23 protein-coding genes are annotated in these 23,013 nt (G+C 74.5%); 14 read left to right on the top strand and 9 right to left on the bottom strand.

The window, feature by feature from the left end; genetic code table 11:
* Nucleotides 1-256: 256 nt before the first annotated feature.
* The 4 genes from ACSNN7_RS05855 to ACSNN7_RS05840 all read right to left on the bottom strand — a co-directional run bounded on the left by ACSNN7_RS05855 (nucleotide 257) and on the right by ACSNN7_RS05840 (nucleotide 2,211).
* Nucleotides 257-631 (bottom strand): hypothetical protein, encoded by a 375-nt coding sequence (locus ACSNN7_RS05855; protein ID WP_436679602.1) that lies wholly within the window; start codon nucleotides 629-631, stop codon nucleotides 257-259.
* 29 nt (nucleotides 632-660) lie between these two features.
* Nucleotides 661-933, bottom strand: coding sequence for a hypothetical protein (locus ACSNN7_RS05850; RefSeq protein WP_436679601.1), 273 nt, complete (start codon nucleotides 931-933; stop codon nucleotides 661-663).
* 81 nt (nucleotides 934-1,014) lie between these two features.
* Entirely contained in the window at nucleotides 1,015-1,488 is a 474-nt protein-coding gene (gene mscL, locus ACSNN7_RS05845) for a large conductance mechanosensitive channel protein MscL (RefSeq protein WP_436679600.1), read from the bottom strand.
* A gap of 39 nt (nucleotides 1,489-1,527) precedes the next feature.
* Nucleotides 1,528-2,211: a FadR/GntR family transcriptional regulator gene (locus tag ACSNN7_RS05840; protein ID WP_436679599.1), complete on the bottom strand. Its 684-nt coding sequence runs from the start codon at nucleotides 2,209-2,211 to the stop codon at nucleotides 1,528-1,530.
* A gap of 133 nt (nucleotides 2,212-2,344) precedes the next feature.
* On the opposite strand from ACSNN7_RS05840, the gene ACSNN7_RS05835 reads away from it, so the two are divergent.
* Entirely contained in the window at nucleotides 2,345-3,586 is a 1,242-nt protein-coding gene (locus ACSNN7_RS05835; RefSeq protein WP_436679657.1) for an MFS transporter, read from the top strand.
* Nucleotides 3,587-3,596: 10 nt separating this feature from the next.
* On the opposite strand, the gene ACSNN7_RS05830 is transcribed toward ACSNN7_RS05835, so the two are convergent.
* On the bottom strand, nucleotides 3,597-3,953 hold the full coding sequence (locus tag ACSNN7_RS05830; protein ID WP_334452031.1) for an STAS domain-containing protein: 357 nt from the start codon (nucleotides 3,951-3,953) through the stop codon (nucleotides 3,597-3,599).
* 159 nt (nucleotides 3,954-4,112) lie between these two features.
* Here ACSNN7_RS05830 and ACSNN7_RS05825 point away from each other — a divergent pair, with 159 nt between their 5' ends.
* From ACSNN7_RS05825 to ACSNN7_RS05800, 6 genes are read left to right on the top strand one after another with little or no spacing between them, the layout of a single operon-like run.
* Nucleotides 4,113-4,973 (top strand): STAS domain-containing protein, encoded by an 861-nt coding sequence (locus ACSNN7_RS05825; RefSeq protein ID WP_436679598.1) that lies wholly within the window; start codon nucleotides 4,113-4,115, stop codon nucleotides 4,971-4,973.
* A complete protein-coding gene (locus ACSNN7_RS05820; protein WP_436679597.1) occupies nucleotides 4,973-5,398 on the top strand; it encodes an STAS domain-containing protein in 426 nt (141 codons plus the stop codon). Before ACSNN7_RS05825 ends, ACSNN7_RS05820 begins: the two co-directional genes overlap by 1 nt.
* Nucleotides 5,395-5,811, top strand: coding sequence for an ATP-binding protein (locus ACSNN7_RS05815; protein ID WP_436679596.1), 417 nt, complete (start codon nucleotides 5,395-5,397; stop codon nucleotides 5,809-5,811). The genes ACSNN7_RS05820 and ACSNN7_RS05815 overlap by 4 nt, the downstream gene beginning before the upstream one ends.
* Complete coding sequence (locus ACSNN7_RS05810) at nucleotides 5,799-6,824, top strand: SpoIIE family protein phosphatase (RefSeq protein WP_436679595.1); 1,026 nt, start codon at nucleotides 5,799-5,801, stop codon at nucleotides 6,822-6,824. The genes ACSNN7_RS05815 and ACSNN7_RS05810 overlap by 13 nt, the downstream gene beginning before the upstream one ends.
* 23 nt (nucleotides 6,825-6,847) lie before the next feature.
* A complete protein-coding gene (locus ACSNN7_RS05805) occupies nucleotides 6,848-8,173 on the top strand; it encodes an ATP-binding protein (RefSeq protein ID WP_436679656.1) in 1,326 nt (441 codons plus the stop codon).
* Nucleotides 8,170-9,717 (top strand): SpoIIE family protein phosphatase, encoded by a 1,548-nt coding sequence (locus ACSNN7_RS05800; RefSeq protein ID WP_436679594.1) that lies wholly within the window; start codon nucleotides 8,170-8,172, stop codon nucleotides 9,715-9,717. The genes ACSNN7_RS05805 and ACSNN7_RS05800 overlap by 4 nt, the downstream gene beginning before the upstream one ends.
* 364 nt (nucleotides 9,718-10,081) lie before the next feature.
* On the opposite strand, the gene ACSNN7_RS05795 is transcribed toward ACSNN7_RS05800, so the two are convergent.
* Complete coding sequence (locus ACSNN7_RS05795; RefSeq protein WP_436679593.1) at nucleotides 10,082-10,897, bottom strand: AraC family transcriptional regulator; 816 nt, start codon at nucleotides 10,895-10,897, stop codon at nucleotides 10,082-10,084.
* Between the two features lie 31 nt (nucleotides 10,898-10,928).
* Between ACSNN7_RS05795 and ACSNN7_RS05790 the strand changes: the two genes are divergently transcribed.
* The 6 genes from ACSNN7_RS05790 (at nucleotide 10,929) to ACSNN7_RS05765 (ending at nucleotide 16,940) form a co-directional block, all read left to right on the top strand.
* Nucleotides 10,929-11,495, top strand: a complete 567-nt coding sequence (locus ACSNN7_RS05790; protein WP_436679592.1) for a TIGR03086 family metal-binding protein — start codon at nucleotides 10,929-10,931, stop codon at nucleotides 11,493-11,495.
* A 52-nt stretch (nucleotides 11,496-11,547) separates the two neighbouring features.
* Entirely contained in the window at nucleotides 11,548-12,084 is a 537-nt protein-coding gene (locus tag ACSNN7_RS05785; RefSeq protein WP_436679591.1) for a PadR family transcriptional regulator, read from the top strand.
* Nucleotides 12,081-12,782 (top strand): ABC transporter ATP-binding protein, encoded by a 702-nt coding sequence (locus ACSNN7_RS05780; protein ID WP_436679590.1) that lies wholly within the window; start codon nucleotides 12,081-12,083, stop codon nucleotides 12,780-12,782. Before ACSNN7_RS05785 ends, ACSNN7_RS05780 begins: the two co-directional genes overlap by 4 nt.
* Nucleotides 12,779-14,299, top strand: coding sequence for an FtsX-like permease family protein (locus tag ACSNN7_RS05775; RefSeq protein WP_436679589.1), 1,521 nt, complete (start codon nucleotides 12,779-12,781; stop codon nucleotides 14,297-14,299). The genes ACSNN7_RS05780 and ACSNN7_RS05775 overlap by 4 nt, the downstream gene beginning before the upstream one ends.
* Nucleotides 14,300-14,391: 92 nt before the next feature.
* Nucleotides 14,392-14,811: a hypothetical protein gene (locus ACSNN7_RS05770; RefSeq protein ID WP_436679588.1), complete on the top strand. Its 420-nt coding sequence runs from the start codon at nucleotides 14,392-14,394 to the stop codon at nucleotides 14,809-14,811.
* 2 nt (nucleotides 14,812-14,813) lie between these two features.
* Nucleotides 14,814-16,940, top strand: a complete 2,127-nt coding sequence (locus ACSNN7_RS05765; protein WP_436679587.1) for a bifunctional polysaccharide deacetylase/glycosyltransferase family 2 protein — start codon at nucleotides 14,814-14,816, stop codon at nucleotides 16,938-16,940.
* 26 nt (nucleotides 16,941-16,966) lie between these two features.
* On the opposite strand, the gene ACSNN7_RS05760 is transcribed toward ACSNN7_RS05765, so the two are convergent.
* Together ACSNN7_RS05760 and ACSNN7_RS05755 are read right to left on the bottom strand one after the other, a co-directional pair.
* Nucleotides 16,967-17,206, bottom strand: coding sequence for a hypothetical protein (locus tag ACSNN7_RS05760; protein WP_436679586.1), 240 nt, complete (start codon nucleotides 17,204-17,206; stop codon nucleotides 16,967-16,969).
* Between the two features lie 11 nt (nucleotides 17,207-17,217).
* Nucleotides 17,218-19,314: a S9 family peptidase gene (locus tag ACSNN7_RS05755; RefSeq protein WP_436679585.1), complete on the bottom strand. Its 2,097-nt coding sequence runs from the start codon at nucleotides 19,312-19,314 to the stop codon at nucleotides 17,218-17,220.
* A gap of 92 nt (nucleotides 19,315-19,406) precedes the next feature.
* On the opposite strand from ACSNN7_RS05755, the gene ACSNN7_RS05750 reads away from it, so the two are divergent.
* Nucleotides 19,407-20,783: an FAD-binding oxidoreductase gene (locus ACSNN7_RS05750; protein WP_436679584.1), complete on the top strand. Its 1,377-nt coding sequence runs from the start codon at nucleotides 19,407-19,409 to the stop codon at nucleotides 20,781-20,783.
* Nucleotides 20,784-20,900: 117 nt separating this feature from the next.
* On the opposite strand, the gene ACSNN7_RS05745 is transcribed toward ACSNN7_RS05750, so the two are convergent.
* Nucleotides 20,901-22,970 carry a SpoIIE family protein phosphatase gene (locus ACSNN7_RS05745; protein ID WP_436679583.1) on the bottom strand — a complete coding sequence of 690 codons (2,070 nt, stop codon included), beginning with the start codon at nucleotides 22,968-22,970 and terminating at the stop codon, nucleotides 20,901-20,903.
* Between the last annotated feature and the right edge of the window lie 43 nt (nucleotides 22,971-23,013).

Raw genomic sequence — 23,013 nt, 5'->3', positions numbered from 1 at the left:
CCGCCTGCCCGGCCGGGCACCGCCTGCCCGGCCTGGCACCGCATGCCCGTGCGGCGGGCCCGGCTGGCCGGCGTCGCTGCTACGGGCTACGGACCTGATGACGTGAATGACTCACCGAGGCGAGCCCGCTGCGGTGAGTCACTCACGTCATCAGATCTGTAGCGCATCGAACACCCCTGTGGTGGTCGGGTCGGCCCGACGAAGCCGGCCGGAAGCAGGGTCTGCACGTCGCCGCAACCGGGCGTCGCGCTGGCGGTCACTCCTCCGGGGGGAGGTCGGCGACGCCGACGCCGAGGCGTACCTGGCCGTCGGTGACGGCGGCGATCTGGTCGGCCGGCACGTAGACCGCGCCGGTGCGGGCCAGTTCGGTGGAGACCTTGAGGTAGCCGGTGCGCAGCAGCCGGGCGGCGAGGTCGGCGGGGACGTCCGGCTCGTCGACCGCGGCCGACTCGATCAGCTCGTTGAGGCTGCCGCCCGGGTCGACGGTCGGGGCCTGCACGGTCACCGCGTTCGGGTCGCCCCGCTGCACGAGGTCGACGGTGCCGACCTCGACGCCGACGGTGTCGATGACCCGCATGCCGGTGGTGACCCGGGAGATGGTCGCCTGCTGCTCGGTGCCCTGCTGTTCCATTCCCGGGCGGTTCCCGGCCCCGCGCGCCGCTAAACGCCGGGCCGGCTCTCGCCGGCGCTCGGCGGGGCCCAGGCGCTGGGCGGGCGCGGGGAGAGTTCCCGCCACGTGTCGGTCCCCTCCAGCAGGGCGCGGACGGTCTCCTCGGCCTCGTCGGCGCTGCCGTACTCGTAGAACTGGGAGACGCCTTCGGCACCGCCGGCCCGCTGCTCGACGTGCCAGCGGTCGCCGTCGACCCGGAGGAAGACGTCCCGCCGCGCCAGCCGCCCCCATTTGCCGTTCCACCAGTGCCTGCGCTGTTCCATGGCCGGACTCTATCGAACATGTGTACGACACGGGACGGCCCCTGTGGGATTCCCACAGGGGCCGATGTGCATGCTGTCCCGTCAGCGCGGCGCCGGGGGCTCCGTACGCTGGCCGAGGACGTCGTCCAGCGCGCCCCGCTGCTGCCCGGGGGTGGTGTGCCCGGCGGCGACGAGGGCGTCGCGGATCTCGGTGAGCAGCTTGACCTCCTCGCTCGGCGCCTTCGGCGGCGGCTCCTCGCCCCGCTGGCGCCGCTCGGCGAGCCGGTTCATCGGGAAGACGACCAGGAAGTAGAGCGCCGCCGCGGTGAGCAGGAAGGTGATCACGGCATTGATGAAGGCGATCCAGTCGAAGGCGATCCCCCGGAACGTGGGAGCAGTGCCCGCGAGGCCCTTGTCGCTGCCCGTGAGCAGCAGCACGATCACCCGGATCAACGGTTCGAGGAACGACTTGGTCAGTTGCGTGACCACGCCCGTGAACGCGGCACCGATGACGACGCCGACCGCGAGGTCGACGACGTTGCCGCGCATGATGAAGTCTTTGAAGCCCTTGAGCATCCGTACTCCCGTGCTGTCCGATTCTGCGTCCGGGACAACCTATGCCCCGGAAGGCGGCTCCAGAAAAGCACCGGCCTCGATCGCCGCCCGCGCCGGATCGCCGTCTCGGATGGCGGCGACGAGTCGACCGTGGTCGACGTACCGCTCGGGCTCCAGCGCGTCTCCCATGGCCTGCGCGACGGTGCTGCGCAGGGCCGCGCCGACCGAGGCGTAGAGCTCGGCGAGCATGCCGTTGTGGGCGGCCGCCACCACCGCGGTGTGCAGCGCCGCGTCGGCCTCCACGAACTCCGCCACCCGGCCCGAGCGCCAGGCGGCCTCCCGGGTGGCGAGGGCGTCGTCGAGCGCCGCCAGGTCGGCAGGGGTACGCCGCAGCGCGGCCAGCCGGGCCGCCTCCACCTCGAAGGCGCGCCGGACCTCGACCACCTCGGCCATCCGGTCGTCGGTGAGCCGGCGGGCCACCACCGGAGCCAGCTCATCGGTGGAGACCACGTACGTCCCGGAGCCCTGCCGGCACTCCAGCACCCCGGCGTGCACCAGCGCGCGGACCGCCTCGCGGACCGTGTTGCGCCCCACCCCGAGCGCCGCCACCAGTTGCGGCTCCGTCGGGATCCGCCCGCCGACCGGCCACTCGCCACCGAGGATCCGCTCCCTGAGCTGCGCGATCGTCTGGCGTACCCGATGGCCGCGCGGGGGCACGGCGACGGAATCGACGACGGGTGTCACCGGTTACACCTCCTGCCAAAATTCATCCCATGATTGTAGGTTCGAGGTCATGACCCCGCCACCCACCACCGCCGAGGCCGAGGCCCGCGCCGTCGACCGGTCCGCCGCCTACCTGGCCGCGCCCACCGCCGACGTGACGCCCGGGCCCGCCCCGGCCGCCGTCGCGCCCCCGGCCGGCCGGCCGTCGGCGGTCCGGGGCGGCGCGCTGGTGCTGGTCGGCATGCTGCTGGTCGCGCTGAACCTGCGCGCCGCGGTGACCAGCCTCGGTGCCCTCCTCGACGAGGTACGCACCGGACTGGCGCTCTCCGGCACGATGGCCGGTTTCGTCACCACCCTGCCGACGATCGCCTTCGCCGGTCTCGGCGCGCTCACCCCGTGGCTGGTCCGGCGCCACCCGCCAGCCCGGATGCTCGTGGTGGCGATGCTCGCGCTCACCGTGGGGCAGCTGCTCCGGGTGGCCACCGACTCCGCGCTGGTCTTCGTGCTCACCAGCGCGCTCGCGCTGGCCGGCATCGCGGTGGCGAACATCCTGCTGCCGATGCTGGTCAAGCAGCACTTCCCGCACCGCACCGGGCTGGTCACCGGGGCGTACACGATGGCCCTGACGGTGGGCACGACGGTGGCCGCCGCCTCCGCGGTGCCGGTCGCGCACGCCTTCGGCTCCTGGCGGGCCGGGCTCGGCGTCTGGGCCGGGCTGGCCGCGGTGGCCGTACTCCCGTGGGTGCCGCTGGCGCTGCGGGCCCGCGCCGCCCGGCGGGCCGCGACCACGACGGCGGCCCCCGCCGCGCGGGTGCGGATCCGGCCGGAACGCACCCGGCTCGGCTGGGCGATGGCGGTCTACTTCGGCGCCCAGTCGCTCAGCGGGTACGCGATCATGGGGTGGTTGGCGCAGCTCTTCCGGGACGCCGGCTACCGCGCCGAGACCGCCGGGCTGCTGCTCGCCGGGGTGACCGCGCTCGGCGTGCCGGTCGCGCTGGTGATGCCCACCCTGGCCGGCCGGCTGCGCACGCTACGGCCGCTGGTGCTGGCGCTGACCGCGGCGTCCACCGCGGCGTACGTCGGTCTCGCCCTCGCGCCGGACGGCCTGGCGCCGCTCTGGGTGCTGCTGCTCGCCCTGGGGCAGGGGGCGTTCCCGATGATCCTGACGACCATCGGCCTGCGCGCCCGCACCGCCGAGGGCACGGTGGCGCTGTCCGCCTTCGCGCAGAGCACCGGGTACGTGATCGCGGCCCTCGGGCCGCTGCTGGTCGGCGTCCTCTACGAGGCGACCGGGGGCTGGACCGCCCCGCTGGGCTTCCTGATCGGCGCGCTGGCCGTGCAGACGACCGCGGGCATGGTGATCGCTCGTCCCCGCTTCATCGAGGACGAGCGCTGAGGAGAACCGGTCAGGAGGAGGCCGGCGTCGGGTCGCCCGCGACGGCCTGCTCGACCGTCGGGTACGTGTGCAGCACCTCGACCAGACCGCTGACCTCGAGGATGCGCAGCACGCCGCGCTGCGGGGCGGCCAGCCGGACCACGCCACCGGCCTCGTCGGAGCTGTTCTTCGCGCGCACGAAGACCGACAGCCCGGTCGAGTCGCAGAACGACACGTCGGCCAGGTCGAAGACGAGACGGCTGCGGCCCTTGTCGAGCAGATCGGTGATCTGGTCCTGGAGCTGCGGTGCGGTCGCCATGTCGAGCTCGCCCGCGACCGAGACGACGACCACGTCGCCGCGCTGTTCCGTGTGCACCGTCAAGGACATTCGGACCTCCTGTTATCGGTGGAACGGTATCCCACGAACGGCGGAACACGCAGAACGGGAGCGGCATCCGGTGTGCCTGATCATTCCTTTGCCTCGTGGCAACTACCGGGCCGGTCTGCGGTGATAGAGTCCGGCCGGTCCAGCTCAGAGGAGGTAACCATGGCGATGACCGCGGAGGAAGGCGACCGGTTCGTCGACCTGCTCACCGAGCACGCCGAGCAGATCGTCCAGCGCTGGACCGAGCTGGTGACCGCCTCGCTGCGCGGGCGGCTCAGTCAGGCCGAACTGCGTCTCCAGGTGCAGGAGCTGCACCGTAGCATGATCAACGCCGGTGGTCGCGGCCTCGCCGACATCACCACGGAACCCGCCGCCGAGCTGCGGGCCGTACTCGGCGAGCTGTCCCGTAACCGGGCCCGGCAGGGCTTCTCCGCCACCGAGACCGCGATCAGCATCTACGCCCTCAAGGACGTGCTGATCGAGCTGGCCGACGCCGGCGAGGCCAAGCTGGCCCTGCGCGACGTCGTCGCCTTCACCGGCGTGGTCGACCAGATGGGCCTCTCCACCTTCGAGACCTACGTGCAGGCCCGCGAGGGCCTGATCGCCGACCAGGCCGAGCAGCTGCTCGAACTCTCCACCCCGGTGGTCAAGATCTGGGACGGCGTGGTCGCCGTGCCGCTGGTCGGCACGCTCGACTCGGCCCGCGCCCAGGTGGTGATGGAGCGGCTGCTCCAGACCCTGGTCGACACCGGCTCGCCGTACGCGATCATCGACATCACCGGCGTGCCGGCGGTCGACACCCAGGTCGCCCAGCACATCCTGAAGACGGTGGTGGCCGCCCGGCTGATGGGTGCCGACTGCATCATCTCCGGCATCCGGCCGCAGATCGCCCAGACCATCGTCGCCCTCGGCATCGAGTTCGGGGACATCGCCACCAAGGCCAGCCTCGCCGATGCGCTGCGGCACGTGCTGCGCCTCACCGGCGTCGAGACGGCGCGCCGCCACCCGCGTCGGGAGGCGTGATGGAGCGGGTGCCGATCCTCAAGATCGGCGACATCCTGCTGGTCTCCATCCAGATCGACATGTCCGACCAGACGGCCGTCGCCCTCCAGGAGGACCTGGCCGAGCGGATCGTGGCCACCGGCGCGCATGGCGTGATCATCGACATCACGGCGCTGGACATCGTCGACTCCTTCGTCGGGCGGATGCTCTCCACCATCGCCTCGATCTCCAAGGTGCTCGACGCCGAGACGGTGGTCGTCGGGATGCGTCCGGCGGTCGCCATCACGCTGGTCGAGCTGGGCCTGTCGCTCAACGGCATCCGGACCGCGCTGAACGTCGAGCGCGGCATGGAGCTGATCGCGGCGACCCGCGCGGACGACGCCTTCGGGTTCGACGAGGACGATCCGGAGGTTGTGGAGCCAGGGACGGCGGCGACATCAGCATGACCGCGGGCGTCGACCTGGGCCCGAAGGCGCAGGCGATCGGCAGCGACGAGGACGTCGTCCGGGTCCGGCAGTTGGTGCGCACGGTCGCGGTGGCCGCCAAGCTCTCCCTGGTCGACCAGACCAAGCTGGTCACCGCCGCCAGCGAACTGGCCCGCAACACGCTGATCTACGGCGGGGGCGGCGGCGCCGAGGTGACGGTGGTGGAGGACGGCCGGCGCCGAGGCGTACGGGTGGTCTTCGCCGACTCCGGTCCGGGCATCCCCGACCTGGAGCTCGCGCTGACCGACGGCTACACCACCGGCGGCGGACTCGGGCTGGGCCTCAGCGGGGCCCGGCGCCTGGTCGACGACTTCGACATCCAGACCGCCGTCGGCGAGGGCACCCGGATCACCGTGACCAAGTGGTCCCGGTGAACACCGACGCCGTTCCCGACCCGGGCAGCTGGTTCCGGGTCGAGAACAGCAGCGCCGCCAGCTCGGTGCGGCGCGCCGCCGAACGCCTCGGCGGCCGGCTCGGCCTCGACGACAACCGGATCGCCGAACTCGCCATCGTCGCCGCCGAGCTGACCAGCAACCTGGTCAAGCACGCCCAGGAGGGGCTGCTGCTGCTGCGGCCCGTCCGGGACGGCGGCGAGGCCGGCGTGGAACTGGTCGCCATCGACTCCGGCCCCGGCATGGTCGACCTGACCGTCTCCTCGCGCGACGGCCACTCCACCACCGGCACCCTCGGCATCGGCCTGGGTGCGATCACCCGGCAGGCGAGCTGGTACGACGCCTGGTCCTGGCCGGGGAAGGGCACCGTCCTCGCCGTACAGGTCTGGCCGAAGGACGCGCCGGCGCACCCCGCCTGGGCGGCCGGGCTGACCCGGCCGATCAGCGGCGAGCAGATCAGCGGCGACGGCCACGCCGTCCGGGTGGCCGACGGCCGGCACCAGGTGCTGGTCTGCGACGGCCTCGGGCACGGGTCCCTGGCCGGGGCGGCCGCCGACACCGCGCTGGCCGCCTTCCGGGTCGCGCCGGCCGCCCCGCCCGCCACGGTGGTGCAGCACCTGCACCGCGCGATGACGCACACCCGGGGCGCGGCCCTGGCCGTGGCCGAGCTGGACCCGTCGGCCGGGCTGCTCCGGTACGCCGGGCTGGGCAACATCGCCGGCGTCGTGCTCGGGCCGGCCGACGAGCGGCGGGGCCTGGTCTCGCTGCCCGGCATCGCCGGGCACCAGCGACCGACGGTGCGGGAGTACGAATACGCCTTCCCGGCGGGCGCGACCCTGGTCATGCACAGCGACGGCGTGGTCGACCGGTGGCGCATCGGCGACTATCCCGGCCTCACCACCCGGTCGCCGCTGGTGCTCGCCGCGACCCTGCTGCGCGACGCCGGTATCCGCCGCGACGACGCCTGCGTCCTGGTCGCCAGGACACCGTCGTGACCGCCGGCGAGCCGTTGCTGCAGATGGCCCTGCGGGTGGAGCAGGACATCTTCCTCGTCCGGCAGCGGGGGCGGGAGGTCGCCGCCGCCGTCGGTCTGGAGCACCAGGACCAGGTCCGGCTCGCCACCGCGCTCAGTGAGGTCGCCCGCGACCTGTTGCGTACCGTCGACGGCGCCGACGTCGCCTTCCACGTGGTGCAGGGTCCGGACGGCCGCAGTGCCCTGCGTGTCGACCTGACTCCGGTCCGTCCCCTGCCGGACGACCGGTACGAGCCGCAGTCGGGCGCGGTGGCGCGTCTGGTGGACACCCTGGGCGTGACCAGCGAGGAGGGGGATACGGTCGTGAGGATGTCCCGACGTGTTCCGGCCGCCGCCCAGGCGCTGACCGAGGCGCGGCTGGCCGAGCTCCGCGCCGAGCTCGGGCACAGCGCGCCCGGCACCGCGCTGGACGAGCTCGCCATGCAGAACGAGCAGCTCATCGCCGCCCTGGACGAGGTCCGCAGCCAGCGCGACGAGCTGGCCGTGCTCAACGCCGAGCTGGAGGAGACCAACCGGGGTGTGATGGCGCTCTACACCCAGCTCTCCGAGGAGCTGGAGGAGACCAATCGCGGCGTGGTGGCGCTCTACGCCGAGCTGGAGGAGAAGTCGGCGCAGCTGCGGGCGGCGAGCGAGGCGAAGAGCCGTTTCCTGGCCAACGTCAGCCACGAGCTGCGGGCCCCGGTGACCGCGATCATCGGGTTGGGGCGGCTGCTCACCGACTCCGCCTCCGACCCGCTCACCGCCGAGCAGTCCGAGCAGGTGGAGCTGATCCGCTCCTCGGCGGCCGACCTGCTCTCCCTGGTCAACGCGCTGCTCGACCTGGCCAAGGCGGAGTCGGGGCGGCTCGAGCCGGAGTGGGCCGACGTCGACCTGCGGGCGGTCTTCGGCCAGTTGCGCGGCACGCTGCGGGCGCTGGCCAACCGGTCGACCGTCGAGCTGGTGGTGGAGGAACCGCCCGCGCCGGCCGTGCTCCGCTCGGACGAGGTGCTGCTCTCCCAGGTGCTGCGCAACCTGCTGCACAACGCGCTCAAGTTCACCGAGCACGGCGAGGTGCGGATGACCGCGCAGCGCGACGACGGGCGGTGGCGCCTGTCGGTCTCCGACACCGGGGTCGGCATCGCCCCCGAGCTGCGCGAGCGGATCTTCGAGGAGTTCTACCAGGTGCCGGGGGCCAACCGGGTGGGCGGCACCGGCCTCGGACTGCCGTACGCGCGGCGGTTGGTGACCCTGCTCGGCGGCACGCTGGAGCTGACCAGCGAGCTCGGCCGGGGCAGCACCTTCACCGTCGTCCTACCGGCGAGCGGAGCGTGACGGTGGTCGGCGACCAGGCGACGGTGCTGGTGGTCGACGACAGCCGCACCAAGCGCTACCTGCTGGTGAGCTGGCTGACCCGGGCCGGCTTCACGGTCCGGGAGGCGGAGACCGGCACGGAGGCGCTGGAACGGGTCGGCGTCGACCCGACGATCGACCTGGTGGTGCTCGACGTACGACTGCCCGACCTCAGCGGCTTCGAGGTCTGCGAGCGGATCAAGGCGGACCATCCGGCGCTGCCGGTGATCCACGTCTCCGCGCACGCGGTCGACGTGGTGGACCGGGCACAGGGGCTGACCCGGGGCGCGGACGCCTACCTGACCGAGCCGATCGAGCCGGAGGAACTGGTCGCCACGGCGCACGCGGTGCTGCGCTACTACCAGGCGCGGCAGCGGGCGGAGCTGCTCGCCGAGCGGCTCACCGGGCTGGCCGACACCACCGTCGCGGTGCACGCCGCCCCGAACTTCGTCCGCCTGCTGGAGACGGCGGCGGCGGGCGCGGCCGAGATATTCAAGAGCCCGGCGGCGGTGATCGCCGAGACCTTCGACGGCGAGTGCCTGGCCGGGATCGCCGCCGGACCGGGCGCGCGGCCGGCGATCGTGCCCTGGGTGGTGGACGACACCGGCGTACCGACCGGGGCCACCGTGCGGGTCAACGAGCCGGACGGGTGGGGCCTGGTCCCCTGGCCGGCCGGGGACACGGTGACCGTGGCCGCGGCCCGGCTGCGGGAGGACCGCGCCCCGCTCTACGTGGTGGTGCCGACGGCGACCCAGACCGCCCGGACGCCGGTGCTGGTGCAGCTTGCCCAGGCGGTCGCCTCTGCCGTGGAGGCGCAGCGGTCCTTCGACGAGGAGCACCGGATCGCCGTCACCCTGCAACGGAGCCTGCTGCCCCGCCGGCTGCCCGAGGTGGCCGGCCTGGACCTGGCCGTGCGCTACGAACCGGCCAGCGCGCAGACCGAGGTAGGCGGCGACTTCTACGAGCTGGTGATGCTCGACGGCCACCTGCTGGTGGCGATCGGGGACGTGGCCGGTCACTCGCTGCACGCCGCCACGGTGATGGCCGAGCTGCGCCACGCCGTGCGGGCGTACGCGGTGGAGGGGCACCAGCCGGGGGTGATCCTGGACCGGCTCAACGAGCTGATGCGCACGCTGCTCCGCAACGAGCTGGCCACCCTCTGCATCCTGCTGCTGCACCCGCCGACCGGTCGCATCCGGCTGGCCAGCGCCGGGCACCTGCCGGCGTTGGTGAGCGCGGACGGCCGGGTGGACTTCGTCCAGCAGTCGGCGCCCCTGCTCGGCGTGCGCGCCCCGCGCCCCGACGACCTGGAGTTCGTCCTGCCGGCCGGCGCGACGCTGGTGCTCTACACCGACGGCCTGATCGAGCGCCGGGACGCCACCATCGACGAGGGGCTGGCGGCGCTGGCCGCGTCGGCCGCCCGGGTGGACGACGACCTGGACCAGTTCTGCCAGCGCCTGCTGGTCGAGCTGGCCCCGCCGGAGATCCAGGACGACGTCGCCGTGGTGGCCGTCCGCCGCCGCTGACCGCACACTGTCCGGGTGTCGCCCACTCGGGGTCACGGATCTTCACCGGCGCGGACGCCGGCAGGGCGACGAGTTCTTTCCCTGAAGCCCACCCCGTATGCACGGAGAGTCAATTCCGGGCATCCTTGCGCAGAGTCACGTGGCCGGGCCGGCGCACCACCCCTTCACATCCCTTTGCTCTGCTGCCGTATCGGCGACACCGCCGTGAGCAGCCGATACGGCAGATTGTTGCAGCTGTGCGCGCAGCGGGCTGGTCACGCTCCGCTCCTGTCGCCTCGGCGGCAGCAGAGCAAAGGATGCGATGAGGGGTGGTGGAGGGGGCAGCGAAGTAACGGTGGGTGAAGGTGAGAAGCCGGCCGCCGCCTCAGTGCAGGGAGCGGAGGTAGGCCGTGGGGGAGACGCCGGTGACGGCGGTGAACTCGCGGACCAGATGGGCCTGGTCGCTGTAGCCGAGGTCGGCGGCGAGCGCGGCCCAGTCGGGCGGGCCCTCGGTGGCCCGCTCGATCGCCTCCTGCAGCCGGTAGCGGCGGATCACCCACTTCGGACCGACCCCCACATGATCCAGGAACAGGCGCTGCAACCGCCGGACGGAGATACCGTGCCGGCGTGCGAGGTCGCCCACCCGCAGCACGCTGCGGTCGGCGCGGATCGCCTCGGCCAGCGCCATCGCCTCGGCCGCCGCCGGGTCCGGCTCCGGCGCCCAGGCGGTGAGGAAGGCGTCCAGGGCGAGGCGGCGCTCCGTGTCCGTACCCGCGCAGTGGCCCCCGCGTCCCGCGGAGCCGGCGGCGGCCCGGGCGGCGTCGGGAGACTCGGCCAGCGGGCGGCGCTCGCCGGTCAGCTCGGCGACCGGGCGTCGCCAGAACGGCCGGAACCCGCCCGGGCGGAACTGGATTCCGCTGACCCGGCCGGTGCCGGTCAGGGTGATCGAGAAGAGTCGCTGTCCGACGCCGGCGATCTCGGCGGTCTCCGGGCCGTCCTCGGCCTGCCGGAAGACCACGTTGACCGCCGGGTGCGGCACCACACGCTGCGCGAACGGCTCGCTCAGCGCCCAGTCGACCAGCCAGTAGTGCTCCACCCAGGTGCGCAGCGCCGGGGCGGGCAGGAGCCGGCGGAACCGCACCTCGCGGCGCAACCGCTCCGGGTCGAGGATGCCCCGGTTGTCCCCGCGTGGCTGTCGCATTCCTTCAAGACCACCTTCGTACGCTGGCCCTATGGGAACGAAGACTAGCGATCTGCTGGCCGCCGCCGCACCGCACACCGTGGCGGTGGTCCGGGCGATCACCGACGATCAGCTGGACCTGCCCACGCCCTGCCCGGACTACACCGTCCGGGACCTCGCCAACCACCTGTACGACGTGGTGGTCAACTTCCAGACGCTGGCCCTGCGGCGGGAGGTGGACTGGTCGGCGAAGACGGACCACCTGACCGAGGGGTGGCGGGACCGGTTCGCCGAGGAGACTGGCCGGCTGGTCGAGGCGTGGGCCGACCCGGCCGCCGAGGAGGGCGTCTCAGCCGGCATGGGGCTGCCACAGCAGACGGTCGGTCTGATGGGGGTCATCGACCTGGCCGTACACGGCTGGGACCTGGCCCGGGCCACCGGGCAGCCGTACCGTCCGGCGCCCGAGGTCACCGCCGCCGGGCACCGGTTCCTGGACGAGATGGGCCCGATGGGTCGCCAGATGGGCGCCTTCGGGCCGGAGGTGGAGACTGGCCCGCACCGCACCGAGCTGGACCGCCTGCTCGGCCGCGCCGGCCGTGACCCGGCCTGGAGCCGGTGAACCGCATCGACGATGCTTGACGCCAGCTATTCATCGAGTGAATAGTGGGGCGGTGTCCACCTCGCACGTCCTGCTCGGGCTGCTTGCCGCCGGCAACCGGCACGGGTACGAGCTGAAGCGTGCCCACGACACCCGGCTGCCCCGGGCGAAGCCGCTGGCGTTCGGGCAGGTCTACGCAACGCTGGCCCGGTTGGCGCGCGACGGCCTGGTGGTGGCCACCGGGCAGGAGCGCGAGGCCGGCCCGGAGCGGACGTCCTACGCGCTCACCGGTCAGGGCCGCGAGGCGCTCGACCGGTGGCTCGGCGCCGTCGAGCCACCCGCGCCGTACGTCACCAGCACCCTCTTCGCGAAGGTGGTGGTGGCGCTGCTGGTCGCCGACGTGGGCACCGCCCGGTCGTACCTGGTGGCGCAGGGGCGGGCGCACACCGACCGGCTGCGCGAACTCACCGCCGTCAAGACGGCGCCCTCGGCCACTCTCGACGACGTCGTCTCGGCCGACTACGCCATCGCCCACCTCGACGCCGATCTGAGGTGGCTGCGGACCACCCTGGACCGGGTCGCCGACTGGCACCGGGAGGTGCACTCGTGACGCAACTCCAGGCACGCGGCGTGGTGAAGGCGTACGGGCCGACACCCGCCCTGCGCGGCGTCACCCTCGACGTCGCCGAGGGCGAGATCGTCGCCGTCACCGGCCCCAGCGGCTGCGGCAAGTCCACCCTGCTGCACTGCCTGGCCGGGATCCTGCGACCGGACGCCGGCCAGGTCACCTGGCGCGGCGAGCGGATCGACACCTGGTCGGAGGCGGCCCGGTCCCGGCTGCGGCGTACCGAGTTCGGGGTGCTCTTCCAGTTCGGGCAGCTCGTCGCCGAGCTGACCGCGGCGGAGAACGTCGCCCTCCCGCTGCTTCTCGCCGGCACGGGGCGGCGAGAAGCGCGGGTGGCGGCCCTCGGCTGGCTGGACCGGCTCGGCGTGGCCGAGGTGGCCGACGTCCGGCCCGGCGAGATGTCCGGCGGGCAGCAGCAGCGTTGCGCCACCGCCCGCGCCCTGGTCACCGAGCCCCGCGTGCTCTTCGCCGACGAGCCGACCGGCGCGCTGGACACGCTCAGCGGCGAGCAGGTGCTCACCCAGCTGGTCCGGCTCGCCCGCCAGCAGCGCACCAGCGTCGTGCTGGTCACCCACGAGCCGCGGATCGCCGCGTACGCCGACCGGGAGGTGATGCTCCGCGACGGCACCGTCGACGGCAGCGGGCTCGGGCTCGACCTGCCGCTCGCCGGTGGCACCCGGTGAGGCCGGTCGTCCTGCTCCGGCTCGCCCTGGCCGGCAACCGCACCGACACCGCCCGGGTGGCGCTGACCGCGCTCAGCGCCGCCCTGGCGACCCTCGCCGGCCTGGCCGCGCTCACCGTGCTGGCCATCCCGACGCCGCGCTGCTGCGACGGTCAAAACCTCTCCGAGCAGTACGGCAACGCCCTGCTCCGCGAGCCCGGCCTGCGCGGCGGCACGGCGATCGCGCTGCTCCTGCTCACCGTGCCGGTGCTCGCGCTGGCCGGGCAGTGCGCCCGGCTCGGGGCCCCCGCCCGGGACCGGCGGCTCGCCGCGCTGCGCCTGGCCGGGGCCACCCCCGGGCAGGTCACCCGGCTCGCGGTGCTGGAGACCGGCCTGGCCGGCCTCCTCGGCACCCTGCTCGGGCTGGCCGTCTTCCTCGCCGGACGGCAGGTGCTCCATCGGCCGGACGCGCGGGGCCGGCTCGCGCTCCCCACCGACGTGCTCCCGGACACCGGCGTGATCGTGGCGGTGGTGCTCGGGCTGCCGCTGGTTGCGGCGCTGGTCGGCGCGGTGCTGCTGCGCCGGGTCACCGCCACCCCCTTCGGCGTGGTGCGCAAGGTCCGCCGCGAGCGTGCCCCCGGTCCGTGGGCCGGCGTGCTGATCGTCGCCGGCCTCGCCGCCTTCGCCGCGTTCGACCCGGTGCTCGACTGGTACCAGGAGCGGCACCGGGAACCGCCGGCGCTGCTGCCCCTGCTGCTGCTGGGGGGCGCGCTCGCCGCGATCATCGGGGTGGTGGTCGGCACCGGCTGGCTGTCGTACACCGCCGGCCGGTTGCTGCACCGGTACGCCCGGCGGCCGGCCGCGCTGCTGGCGTCCCGCCGGTTGACCAGCGACCCGTGGGCCGGCAGCCGTACCTTCGCCGCCCTGCTGGCGACGGTGATCGTGGGCGGCGGCGCGGCCGGGATGCGGGCGACCTACCGGGCACACGCTGAGCTCGAACGCCGCACCGGCCAGGGCTTCGCCGGCGGCGACGACTTCTACCTGCGCACCATCGGCCTGGTCGACCTGGCGGTCGGCGTGGCCATGGCGATCGCCGCCGGCGGCCTGATCGTCGCCCTGGTCGAGGGGATCGTCGCGCGGCGCCGGGCGTACGCGGCGCTGGTCGCCACCGGGGTGCCCCGGGGCACCCTCGGCCGGTCGATCGCCTGGCAGGCGCTGGCCCCGGCGGTGCCGGCGGTCGGGCTCGCGCTCACCGTGGGCCTGCTGCTCAGCCGGGGCGTCGCAGGTCGCACCGCGACCGCCGGTGGCTACTCCACCGAGGTCTGCGACGCGGCCGGGCCGCTCTGCGCGGACCCGGCGACCCGGGCGCAGTACCTGCGGACCGAGTGGGTGCCCGAGGTGACGGTCACGGCGGACGTACCGCTGGGGCAGTTGGCCCTGGTCGGCGCCGGCGCCCTGGCCGCGGTGCTGGTCACCGTCGGGGTCGGCCTGCTCTTCCTGCGCGCCGGCACGGCGGTCGAGGAGCTGCGTACGGCCTGAGGGCGTAACGCCGGGTGTGGTCGCGGCGCTTGTGACTCCGGAAGCCCGCCGGCGGGGTGTAACCGCGGGCGGCGGCGCAGGGAGATCACCAGATGCACAACCAGCCGGGCGGCGCGCCGCCGGTGTTCGTCGACCGGACCGGGAAGCGGCGCCGCCTCATGACGATCGCCGGCACCGCGATGGGGCTCGGCCTGCTCACCAGCATCGGGCTGATCGCGGCCGGGATCTTCGGCGGCAGCACCGTGCCGCTGCCGGGCTGGACCGACCCCCGGGCGCGGCCACCGGTCGAAGCGGGCGTGGACGCCCCGGAGGAACTGGGCCAGCCGGCCGGCCCGACGCCCTCGTCGCGACCGTCTACCGTGACCAGCACCGCTCCGACGCCCACCCGGACGGCCGGTCCGTCCGTTGCCACGACCGCCCGCCCGGGATCCCAGCCGTCCGCCGACGTGCCCGGCCAGGGTGACGAGCGGCGTACCGCCAAGCCCGGCCGCTCGCCCGGCAAGCCCCGCTGACCGTGGCGCGCCACGTCGCCCGCCGAGACCCGCGGGCCCACTGGGTGCTGCTCCTGCTCGGCCTGCTCCTGCTGCTCGCCGCGCTCACCGTCAACGGGCTGGTCACCGGGCTCAGCGGCGGCTCGGGGCGGTCCGCCGCCCCGGACGCGCCCGGCCCGAGGACGGTCACCGACGGCGGGCCGGTGGTGCGGCTGGACCAGCCGGAGCCGGTCAGCCGGCGGATGCCCGACCGCACGGTGGCGCTCACCTTCGACGACGGGCCGGACCCGCGGTGGACCCCCGAGCTGCTCGACGTGCTGCGCCGGCACGGGGCGCACGCCACCTTCTTCGTGGTCGGCTCCCGGGTCAACGAGCACCCCGAGCTGGTGCGGCGGATCCTCGACGAGGGGCACGAGCTGGGCTCGCACACCTACACCCACGCCGACCTCGCCACGGTCCCCGGGTGGCGGGCGGAGCTGGAGCTGTCGCTGACCCGCAAGGCGATCGCCGCGGCCACCGGCCGGGAGGTCACCCTGCTCCGGCCTCCCTTCTCGTCCACCACCCCGACGCTGACCGCCGCCGGGTACGACGCGCTGCGTGCCGCCGCCGGCAGCGGGCACGTGGCCGTGCTCGCCGACCTCGACACCAAGGACTGGCAGCGTCCCGGCGTACCCGCGATCGTCCGGTCGGCGACTCCGCAGCCGGGACGGGGCGCGGTGGTGCTCATGCACGACGGCGGCGGTGACCGGGCCCAGACCGTGGCGGCCGTGGACCAGCTGCTCACCCGGCTGTCGAAGCAGGGCTACCGGTTCACCACCGTCTCCGCGGGCGTCGACGCACCGCCGTCCACCGTTGCGGCCGGCGTCGGCACCCGGCTGAGTGGCCACGCGCTGCGCTGGACCCAGACCGGGGCGGAGTGGGCGGCCACCGCGATGAACGGCCTGCTCGCCGTCGCGCTGGTGTTCGGCATCGCCCGGCTCGCCGTGCAGGTGACCTGCGCGCAACTGCACGTCCGCCGGGTACGCCGCCCCCGGCACCCCCGGCCGCCGATCACCGCGCCGGTCTCGGTGATCGTGCCCGCGTACAACGAGGCGGCGAACATCGCGGCGACGGTCCGGTCGCTGGTCGCCAGCGCGTACCCGGCGCTGGAGGTGATCGTCGTGGACGACGGCTCCACCGACGGCACCGCCGACATCGTCGAGCGGATGGGCCTGCGCGGGGTACGGGTCGTCCGGCAGGCCAACGCCGGCAAGCCGGCTGCGCTGAACACCGGCATCCGGGTCGCGCGCGCCGGCCTGCTGGTGCTGGTCGACGGGGACACCGTCTTCCAGCCGGACACCGTGCACCGGCTGGTGCAGGGCTTCGCCGACCCGGGCGTCGGGGCGATCTCCGGCAACACCAAGGTCGCCAACCGGCGCCGACTGCTGGGCCGCTGGCAGCACCTGGAGTACGTGATCGGCTTCAACCTCGACCGCCGCATGTACGACGTGCTGGAGTGCATGCCGACCATTCCCGGCGCGATCGGCGCGTTCCGCCGCGAGGTGCTGCTCGCCGTCGGCGGTGTCCCCTCGGACACGCTCGCCGAGGACACCGACCTCACCATGCAGGTGCTCCGGGCCGGCTGGCGGGTGGTGTACGAGGAGGCGGCGATCGCCTGGACCGAGGCGCCCTCCTCGCTGCGGCAGCTCTGGCGGCAGCGGTACCGCTGGTGCTACGGCACCATGCAGGCGATGTGGAAGCACCGGCACGCGTTGCGCGAGCCGGGGGCCGGGGGCAAGCTGGGCCGGCGGGGCCTGCCGTACCTGACGGTGTTCCAGATCGTGCTGCCGCTGGCCGCCCCCGCGGTCGACGTGTACGCCGTCTACGGGCTGCTCTTCCTGCCCTGGTCGACGCTGGTGCTGGCCTGGCTGGGGCTGCTGCTGCTCCAGGCGCTGACCGCCGCGTACGCGCTGCGGCTGGATCGGGAGCGCTTCGGTCCGCTCTGGGCGCTGCCCCTGCAGCAGCTGGTCTACCGGCAGGTGATGTACCTGGTGGTGGTGCAGTCGACGGTCACCGCGGTGATCGGCAACCGGCTGCGGTGGCAGCGGATGGTCCGCACCGGCGAGGCGGCGGCGCTGGTCGGCGCGGCCCCGCCCGGCCACCCGCGCTGACCGGCCGGGGACTTCAGGTCGGCGGGTCAGCGCGGGCCGAAGAGGCCGGCGGACCAGGAGAGGGCCAGGCCGAGCACCGCCGAGCAGCAGCAGACCAGCAGGGCGCCGGCGACCACGCCGACGATCAGCCAGGCCGGCCCGCGCCGGGCCGCACCCGGTTCCGGTTCCGGTTCCGCCTCCGCCTCCGCGTCCGGTTCCGCTTCCGGCGAGGGTACGTCCGGGCCGGGCGGCTCCTCGTCCGCCCGGCCCTGGTCGTGGCTGGTCAACCCGGGCGGCCTCAGGCGCGGCCGAGCTTGTCGAGGACCCAGGCGTTGATGAACGCCTCCTCGCGCCAGGCGTCGTACCGGCCGCTGGGGCCGCCGTGCCCGGCGCCCATCTCGGTCTTGAGCAGGTAGTCGCCCTGCGGGGCGAGCGCCCGCAGCCGGGCGATCCACTTCGCCGGCTCGTGGTAGAGCACCCGGGTGTCGTTGAGGCTGGTCACCGCAAGAATTGCCGGATAGTCGACGGCCGCGACGTTCTCGTACGGGGTGTACGACTTCATGTACGCGTACACCTCCGGGTCGGCCAGCGGGTTGCCCCACTCCTCCCACTCGGTGACGGTCAGCGGCAGGGACGGGTCGAGGATCGAGGTGAGCGCGTCCACGAAGGGCACCTGCGCGACGATCCCGGCGAACGCGTCGGGGGCCAGGTTGGCCACCGCGCCCATCAGCAGCCCACCGGCCGAGGCGCCCCGGGCGACCAGCCGGTCGGTGGCCGTCCAGCCGGCCTTGACCAGGTGCCGGGCGCAGGCGACGAAGTCGGTGAAGGTGTTCTTCTTGGCGAGCAGCTTGCCCTCGTCGTACCAGCGCCGGCCCAGCTCACCGCCGCCGCGGATGTGCGCCACGGCGAAGACGACGCCCCGGTCGAGCAGGGAGAGCCGGGCGATGGAGAACCACGGGTCCATGCTGGCCTCGTAGGAGCCGTACCCGTAGATCACGCAGGGGGCGGAGCCGTCCTTCGGCGTGCCGGCCCGGCAGACCAGCGAGATCGGCACCCGGGTGCCGTCGTCGGCGAGCGCCCAGTCGCGGTGCTGCTCGTAGTCGGCCGGGTCGTACGCCCGCCCGTCCGGTCCCGGCCGGACCGGCTTGCGCCGGCGCAGCACCATCTGCCGGGTGACCAGGTCGTAGTCGTACACGGAGTCGGGGGTGACCAGCGAGGTGTAGCGCAGCCGGATCTCCCGGGTGCGGTACTCCGGGTTGGCGTCCAGCCCGACGCTGTAGATCGGCTCCGGGAAGTCGATGTCGTGCGCGTCGCCGTCGCCGACCGGGATGACCCGCAGCCCGGTGAGGCCGTTGCTGCGCAGCGAGACGACGAGGTGGTCGGAGAAGGCGTCGACCGACTCCAGCCGGGTGCCGGGGGAGTGCTCGATCAGCGGCACCCAGTCGCCCGGCGCGTCGGCCGAGGTGTACGCCAGCGCGAAGTCCTCCGCGCCGTCGTTGTGCAGGATCAGGAAGCGGTGCCCGTGGTGCTCCACGGTGTACTCGACACCCTGCCGGCGCGGGGCGATCACGGCCGGCTCACCGGTGGGGTTGCCCGCCGGGATCACCCGGACCTCGCTGGTGACCTTGCTGTGGATGTCGATGACCACGAAGCGCTCGGAGCGGGTCAGGTCGACGCCGACCCAGAACCGCTCGTCGTCCTCGGCGTGCACCACCACGTCCTCGCCCGACGGGGTGCCGACGACGTGCCGCCACACCCGGTCGGGCCGCCACGCCTCGTCCACCGTGACGTAGAAGAGCACCGAGGCGTCCGCCGACCAGGCGGTGCCGTAGAAGGTGCCGGGCACCTCGTCGGCGAGGAGCTCGCCGGTGGTCAGGTCCTTGATGCGCAGGGTGAACCGCTCGTCGCCGGAGAAGTCCGTCGAGTACGCCAGCCAGCGCCCGTCGGGACTGACGTCGAACGCGCCGAGGGCGAAGAAGTCCTGCCCCTCGGCGAGCAGGTTGCCGTCGAGCAGCACCTCCTCGCCGTCGAGCGGGGCGCCGTCCGCGCTGACCGGCGGGGTGGTCTCGCCGTCGCGGACCGCCCGGCGGCAGTGCACGCCGTACTGCTGGCCCTCGACGGTGCGGGTGTAGTACCAGTAGCCGCCCTTGCGGCTGGGCACCGACAGGTCGGTCTCCTGGGTGCGCCGGCGGGTCTCCTCGAACAGCTCCGCGCGCAGCCCCTCCAGGTGCGCCGTGCGGGCCTCGGTGTACGCGTTCTCGGCGGTCAGGTGGGCGATCGTCGCCGGGTCGTCCTTGACGGCGAGCCAGGCGTACTCGTCGATGACGGTGTCGCCGTGGTGGGTGCGCTCGGCGGGCACCCGGTTCGCGACGGGCGCGGCGGTCTTCTTGGTCACGGGCGTCACGTTACCGGCCGGGCGCCGCCCGTGGCCCGGCCTCGTCGCCCGACCCGCCGCCAGGTCTTTCGAACATGTGTACGATGACCGGCATGGCGGCAGCGGCACGATCCACCGGCGCAATGGAGATCACCCGACGGCTCACCGCGATCTGCGGTCCCTCCTTCGCCCGCTTCGCGGGCGCGGCCGACGAGGTCGCCGGGCGAGCGGCCCGTTGGGTGGCGGTGCCCGGGGGTGCCGAGGGCGCCGCCGAGGTGCTGCGGCTGGCCGCCCGGCACGACCTGAGCGTGGTGCCCCGGGGCGCCGGCACGAAGATCGACTGGGGTGCCGCCCCGGAGCGGGTCGACGTCATGCTCGACACCGGCCGGCTCGCCGGCCTCGGTCATCAGCCGGTCGGCTCGCCGGTCGCCGAGATCGGCGCCGGCACCCCGCTGCGCGCGGTGCAGTCCATCCTGGAGCGCACCGGCCGGCGGCTGCCGCTGGATCCGCCCTCGCCCGGCGCCACCGTCGGCGGGGTGCTCGCCGCCGACGAGGCCGGCCCGCTGCGCCACCGCTACGGCACCGCCTGCGAGCAGCTCGTCGGACTGCGCTGGCTGGACGCCGACGGCGAGCTGGTCAGCGCCGGCCCGGCGGAGCCGCCGGCCGGGCCCGCCCCGGTCGGGCTCGACGTGGGCCGGCTGCTCTGCGGCTCACACGGCGGGCTCGGGGTGCTGGTCTCGGCCACCATGCGGGTGCAGGCCGACCCGGCCAGCCGGGTCTGGGTGACCCGGCCGGTGTGGACGCCGCTGGAGGTGCACGATCTGGTGCGCGCGGTGCTCGCCGCCCGCCTCGACCCGGCCGCCGTCGAGCTCGACCTGCCCGCCGTCGGCTCCCGGTCGCAGCGGCCGGCGCACCCGTCGCTGGCGGCAGCCCGCGCCAACCACCCCTCGATGGCCGGCCGGCCGGGCGGGGTGTCGGCGGCCCGGGGCGGCGCCGGCACCCTGGCGGTCCTGATCGAGGGAGGCCCGGCCGACGTCACCGAGCGGACCGAGCGGCTGCTGGCCCTCTTCGAGGGCCAGGCCAGCGTGCACGACGCGGCTCCGCCGTGGTGGCGGCGCTACCCGTTCGGGCCCGGCGACACCGCGCTGCGCCTCGAGGTGCCGATCACCGACCTGCACGCCGCCGTCTACGCGCTGCGCGACGCGGCCGGTGCCCCCGTCCCGGTACGCGGCTCCGCCGGCCTGGGGGTGGTGCACGCGGCCCTGCCCGGGGCGCTGCCCGGCGAGCGGGTCGCCTCGATCCTCGCCGCCGTGCGCGGGGTGCTGCTCGCCCGGCGGGGGCGGTGCGTGGTGGTCAGCGCCCCCGCGCCCGTACGGCAGGCCGTCGACGTGTGGGGTGAGGCGGCGGTGATTCCACGGCTCCGCGCGGCGAAGGACCATCTCGACCCGCACCGGCGGCTCGCCCCGGGCCGCCTGCCGGGCGGCCTCTGAGCGGCGCGGCACGGTCAGCGCGAGCGGTGCTCGACCCCCGGTTTGCGGCGAGTCGGGCTTCCGGCCGCCGGGACACCCCGACTCGCCGCAAACCGGGTCTCCGGGCGGGCGCGACCGTCAGAGATTGTCGTTGCGCAGCACCAGGATGGCGATGTCGTCCCGAGGTGCCTCCACCGAGAAGTTGATCGCGGTGGCGCGCAGCCGGGCGGCGACCACGTCGGCCGAGTACCCGGCGAGCGGGGCGGCGGCGTCCCGGAGGCGGTCGACGCCGAACAGCTCCCGGCCACGCCGGCGCTCGGTCACCCCGTCGGTGTAGAAGACCAGCGAGTCGCCGGGCCCGAGGGGGATCTCCGCCGTCGGCGAGGTGATCGTGTCGATCAGGCCCAGCGCGGTGCCGCCGGCGCCCACGAAGGAGGCGCCACCCGTGCCGCGCAGCAGCACCGGCCGGTCGTGGCCGGCCAGGTGCAGCGCGACGTCGAGCTGCCCGTACCGGCCCGGCCCGACGGCGGCCAGCGCGAGCGTGCAGTAGCGCCCGCCGCCGCGCTCCACCAGCGTCTCGTTCAGCCGGGACAGCACCTCGGGCAGCGGCTTGCCGTCGCCGACCAGCACCCGGATCACGTCCCGCACCAGGCCGGTGACGGCCGCCGCCTGCACGCCCTTGCCCGAGACGTCGCCGACCACCACCAGCCAGCGCCCGTCGGGCAGCGGCAGCACGTCGTAGAAGTCGCCGCCGACCTCGGCGTCGTCGCCGGTGGGGACGTACTCGGCGGCGAAGCCGATCCCCTCCACCACCGGCAGCACCGGCGGCAGCAGCGACTGCTGGAGGGTCTGGGCCACCCGGCGCCGCTCGGCGTGGATGCGGGCGTTCTCGATGGCGAGGGCGGCCCGGCGGGCCACGTCCTCCAGGACGGCGACCTCGTCCGGGTCGTGCCGGTGCCGCAGGTGCCGCCCCACGGCCAGGGTGCCCAGCCGCTGACCACGGGCGATCAACGGCACGGCGAAGCCCTCCATCGGGGGGCCCAGCGGCGCCTGCGTGCCGCTGCGGGACGCTTCCCGCAGCCGGGCCTGGACCGAGTCCGGGCCGATCTCCTCGAGCACCTTGTGCAGCTGCGGCAGCATCGACTCGTCGGCGTGGCTGGAGGCGGCCAGCCGCAGCCGTCCCCACTCGTCGGTGGTGTGCACCGCGCACCACTGGCCGAGCCGGGGCACCACCAGCTGCGGGATCAGCGCCATCGTCAGCTCGACGTCCAGCGACTGGGCGAGCAGCTCGCTGGCCTCGGCGAGGAAGGTCAGCCACGCCTGCCGGCGGACGTCCGCCCGGCGCAGCCGGTCGTTCTCCAGGTGCAGCGACAGCCGCTCGGCGGCGAGCACGGCGAGCGGTCGCGCGTACGCCGAGGGTGCCGCGTCCAGCTCCAGCTCCCCGGCGTACGGGCGGTGCACCGCCAACGGCACCTGGAGCAGATCGTTGCCGGGGCGGGGTTGGCGGCCGTACCGGGCCAGCGGCTGGACGCCCTGCCCGTCGCCCCGGTCCAGCCGGACCACGCCGCCGGCGGCGCCCACCATCTCGGCGACCCGGGTCAGCAGGTCGGCGGCGAAGTCGGGCAGCGGGTCGTCGGCGTTCGGGTCGGGACTGGTCTGGGTCAGCTCGCTCATCGCGGCGGCGCTCGGCGCGGAATTCACCGGGACGGTGCCCTCCCCGCCGCCGGCGGGGACGTGGTCCATCGCCGTCGGGCCGGCCGGCGTGACGCCGGGGCGGTCCAGCCGGAACCAGACCCCCTTGCCGGTGCGCAGGTAGGTCGTCCCCCAGCGGCTGGCGAAGTGGTCGACCAGCAGCAGGCCGCGGCCGCGCTCGGAGACCTCGCTGATGTCCTCGGTGTCGGTGCGGGTGCCGACCACCAGCTCGTCCACCGGCCCGGTGGCGAAGTCGGAGACGGTCACCGTGAGCCCGGCCGGGTCGGCGACGACCTCGATGTCCAGTTCGGTGCGGGCGTGCTCCACCGCGTTGGTGGAGAGTTCGGTGGTCAGCAGCAGCGCCTCGTTGAGCAGGTCGTCGAGGTCGGCCTCGGCCAGCACGGAACGGACCAGCGCCCGGGCCGCGGCCGGCGTACGCCGGTCGGCGGGCAGCCGGACGCGCCGGACGTGCTCGTCCCGGCCCCCGTTCGTCGCGGGCCCCGTCTCCGCTGACACCCTCGTATCCTCCACCGCCGTCGGCCGGGTGCCAACCCGGACC

Origin of the sequence: Micromonospora sp. URMC 105 (assembly GCF_051386295.1) — a bacterium.
Taxonomy (GTDB): domain Bacteria; phylum Actinomycetota; class Actinomycetes; order Mycobacteriales; family Micromonosporaceae; genus Micromonospora.
The sequence above is the reverse complement of the archived record's forward strand: the minus strand, read 5'-3'. Positions and strand labels throughout refer to the sequence as shown.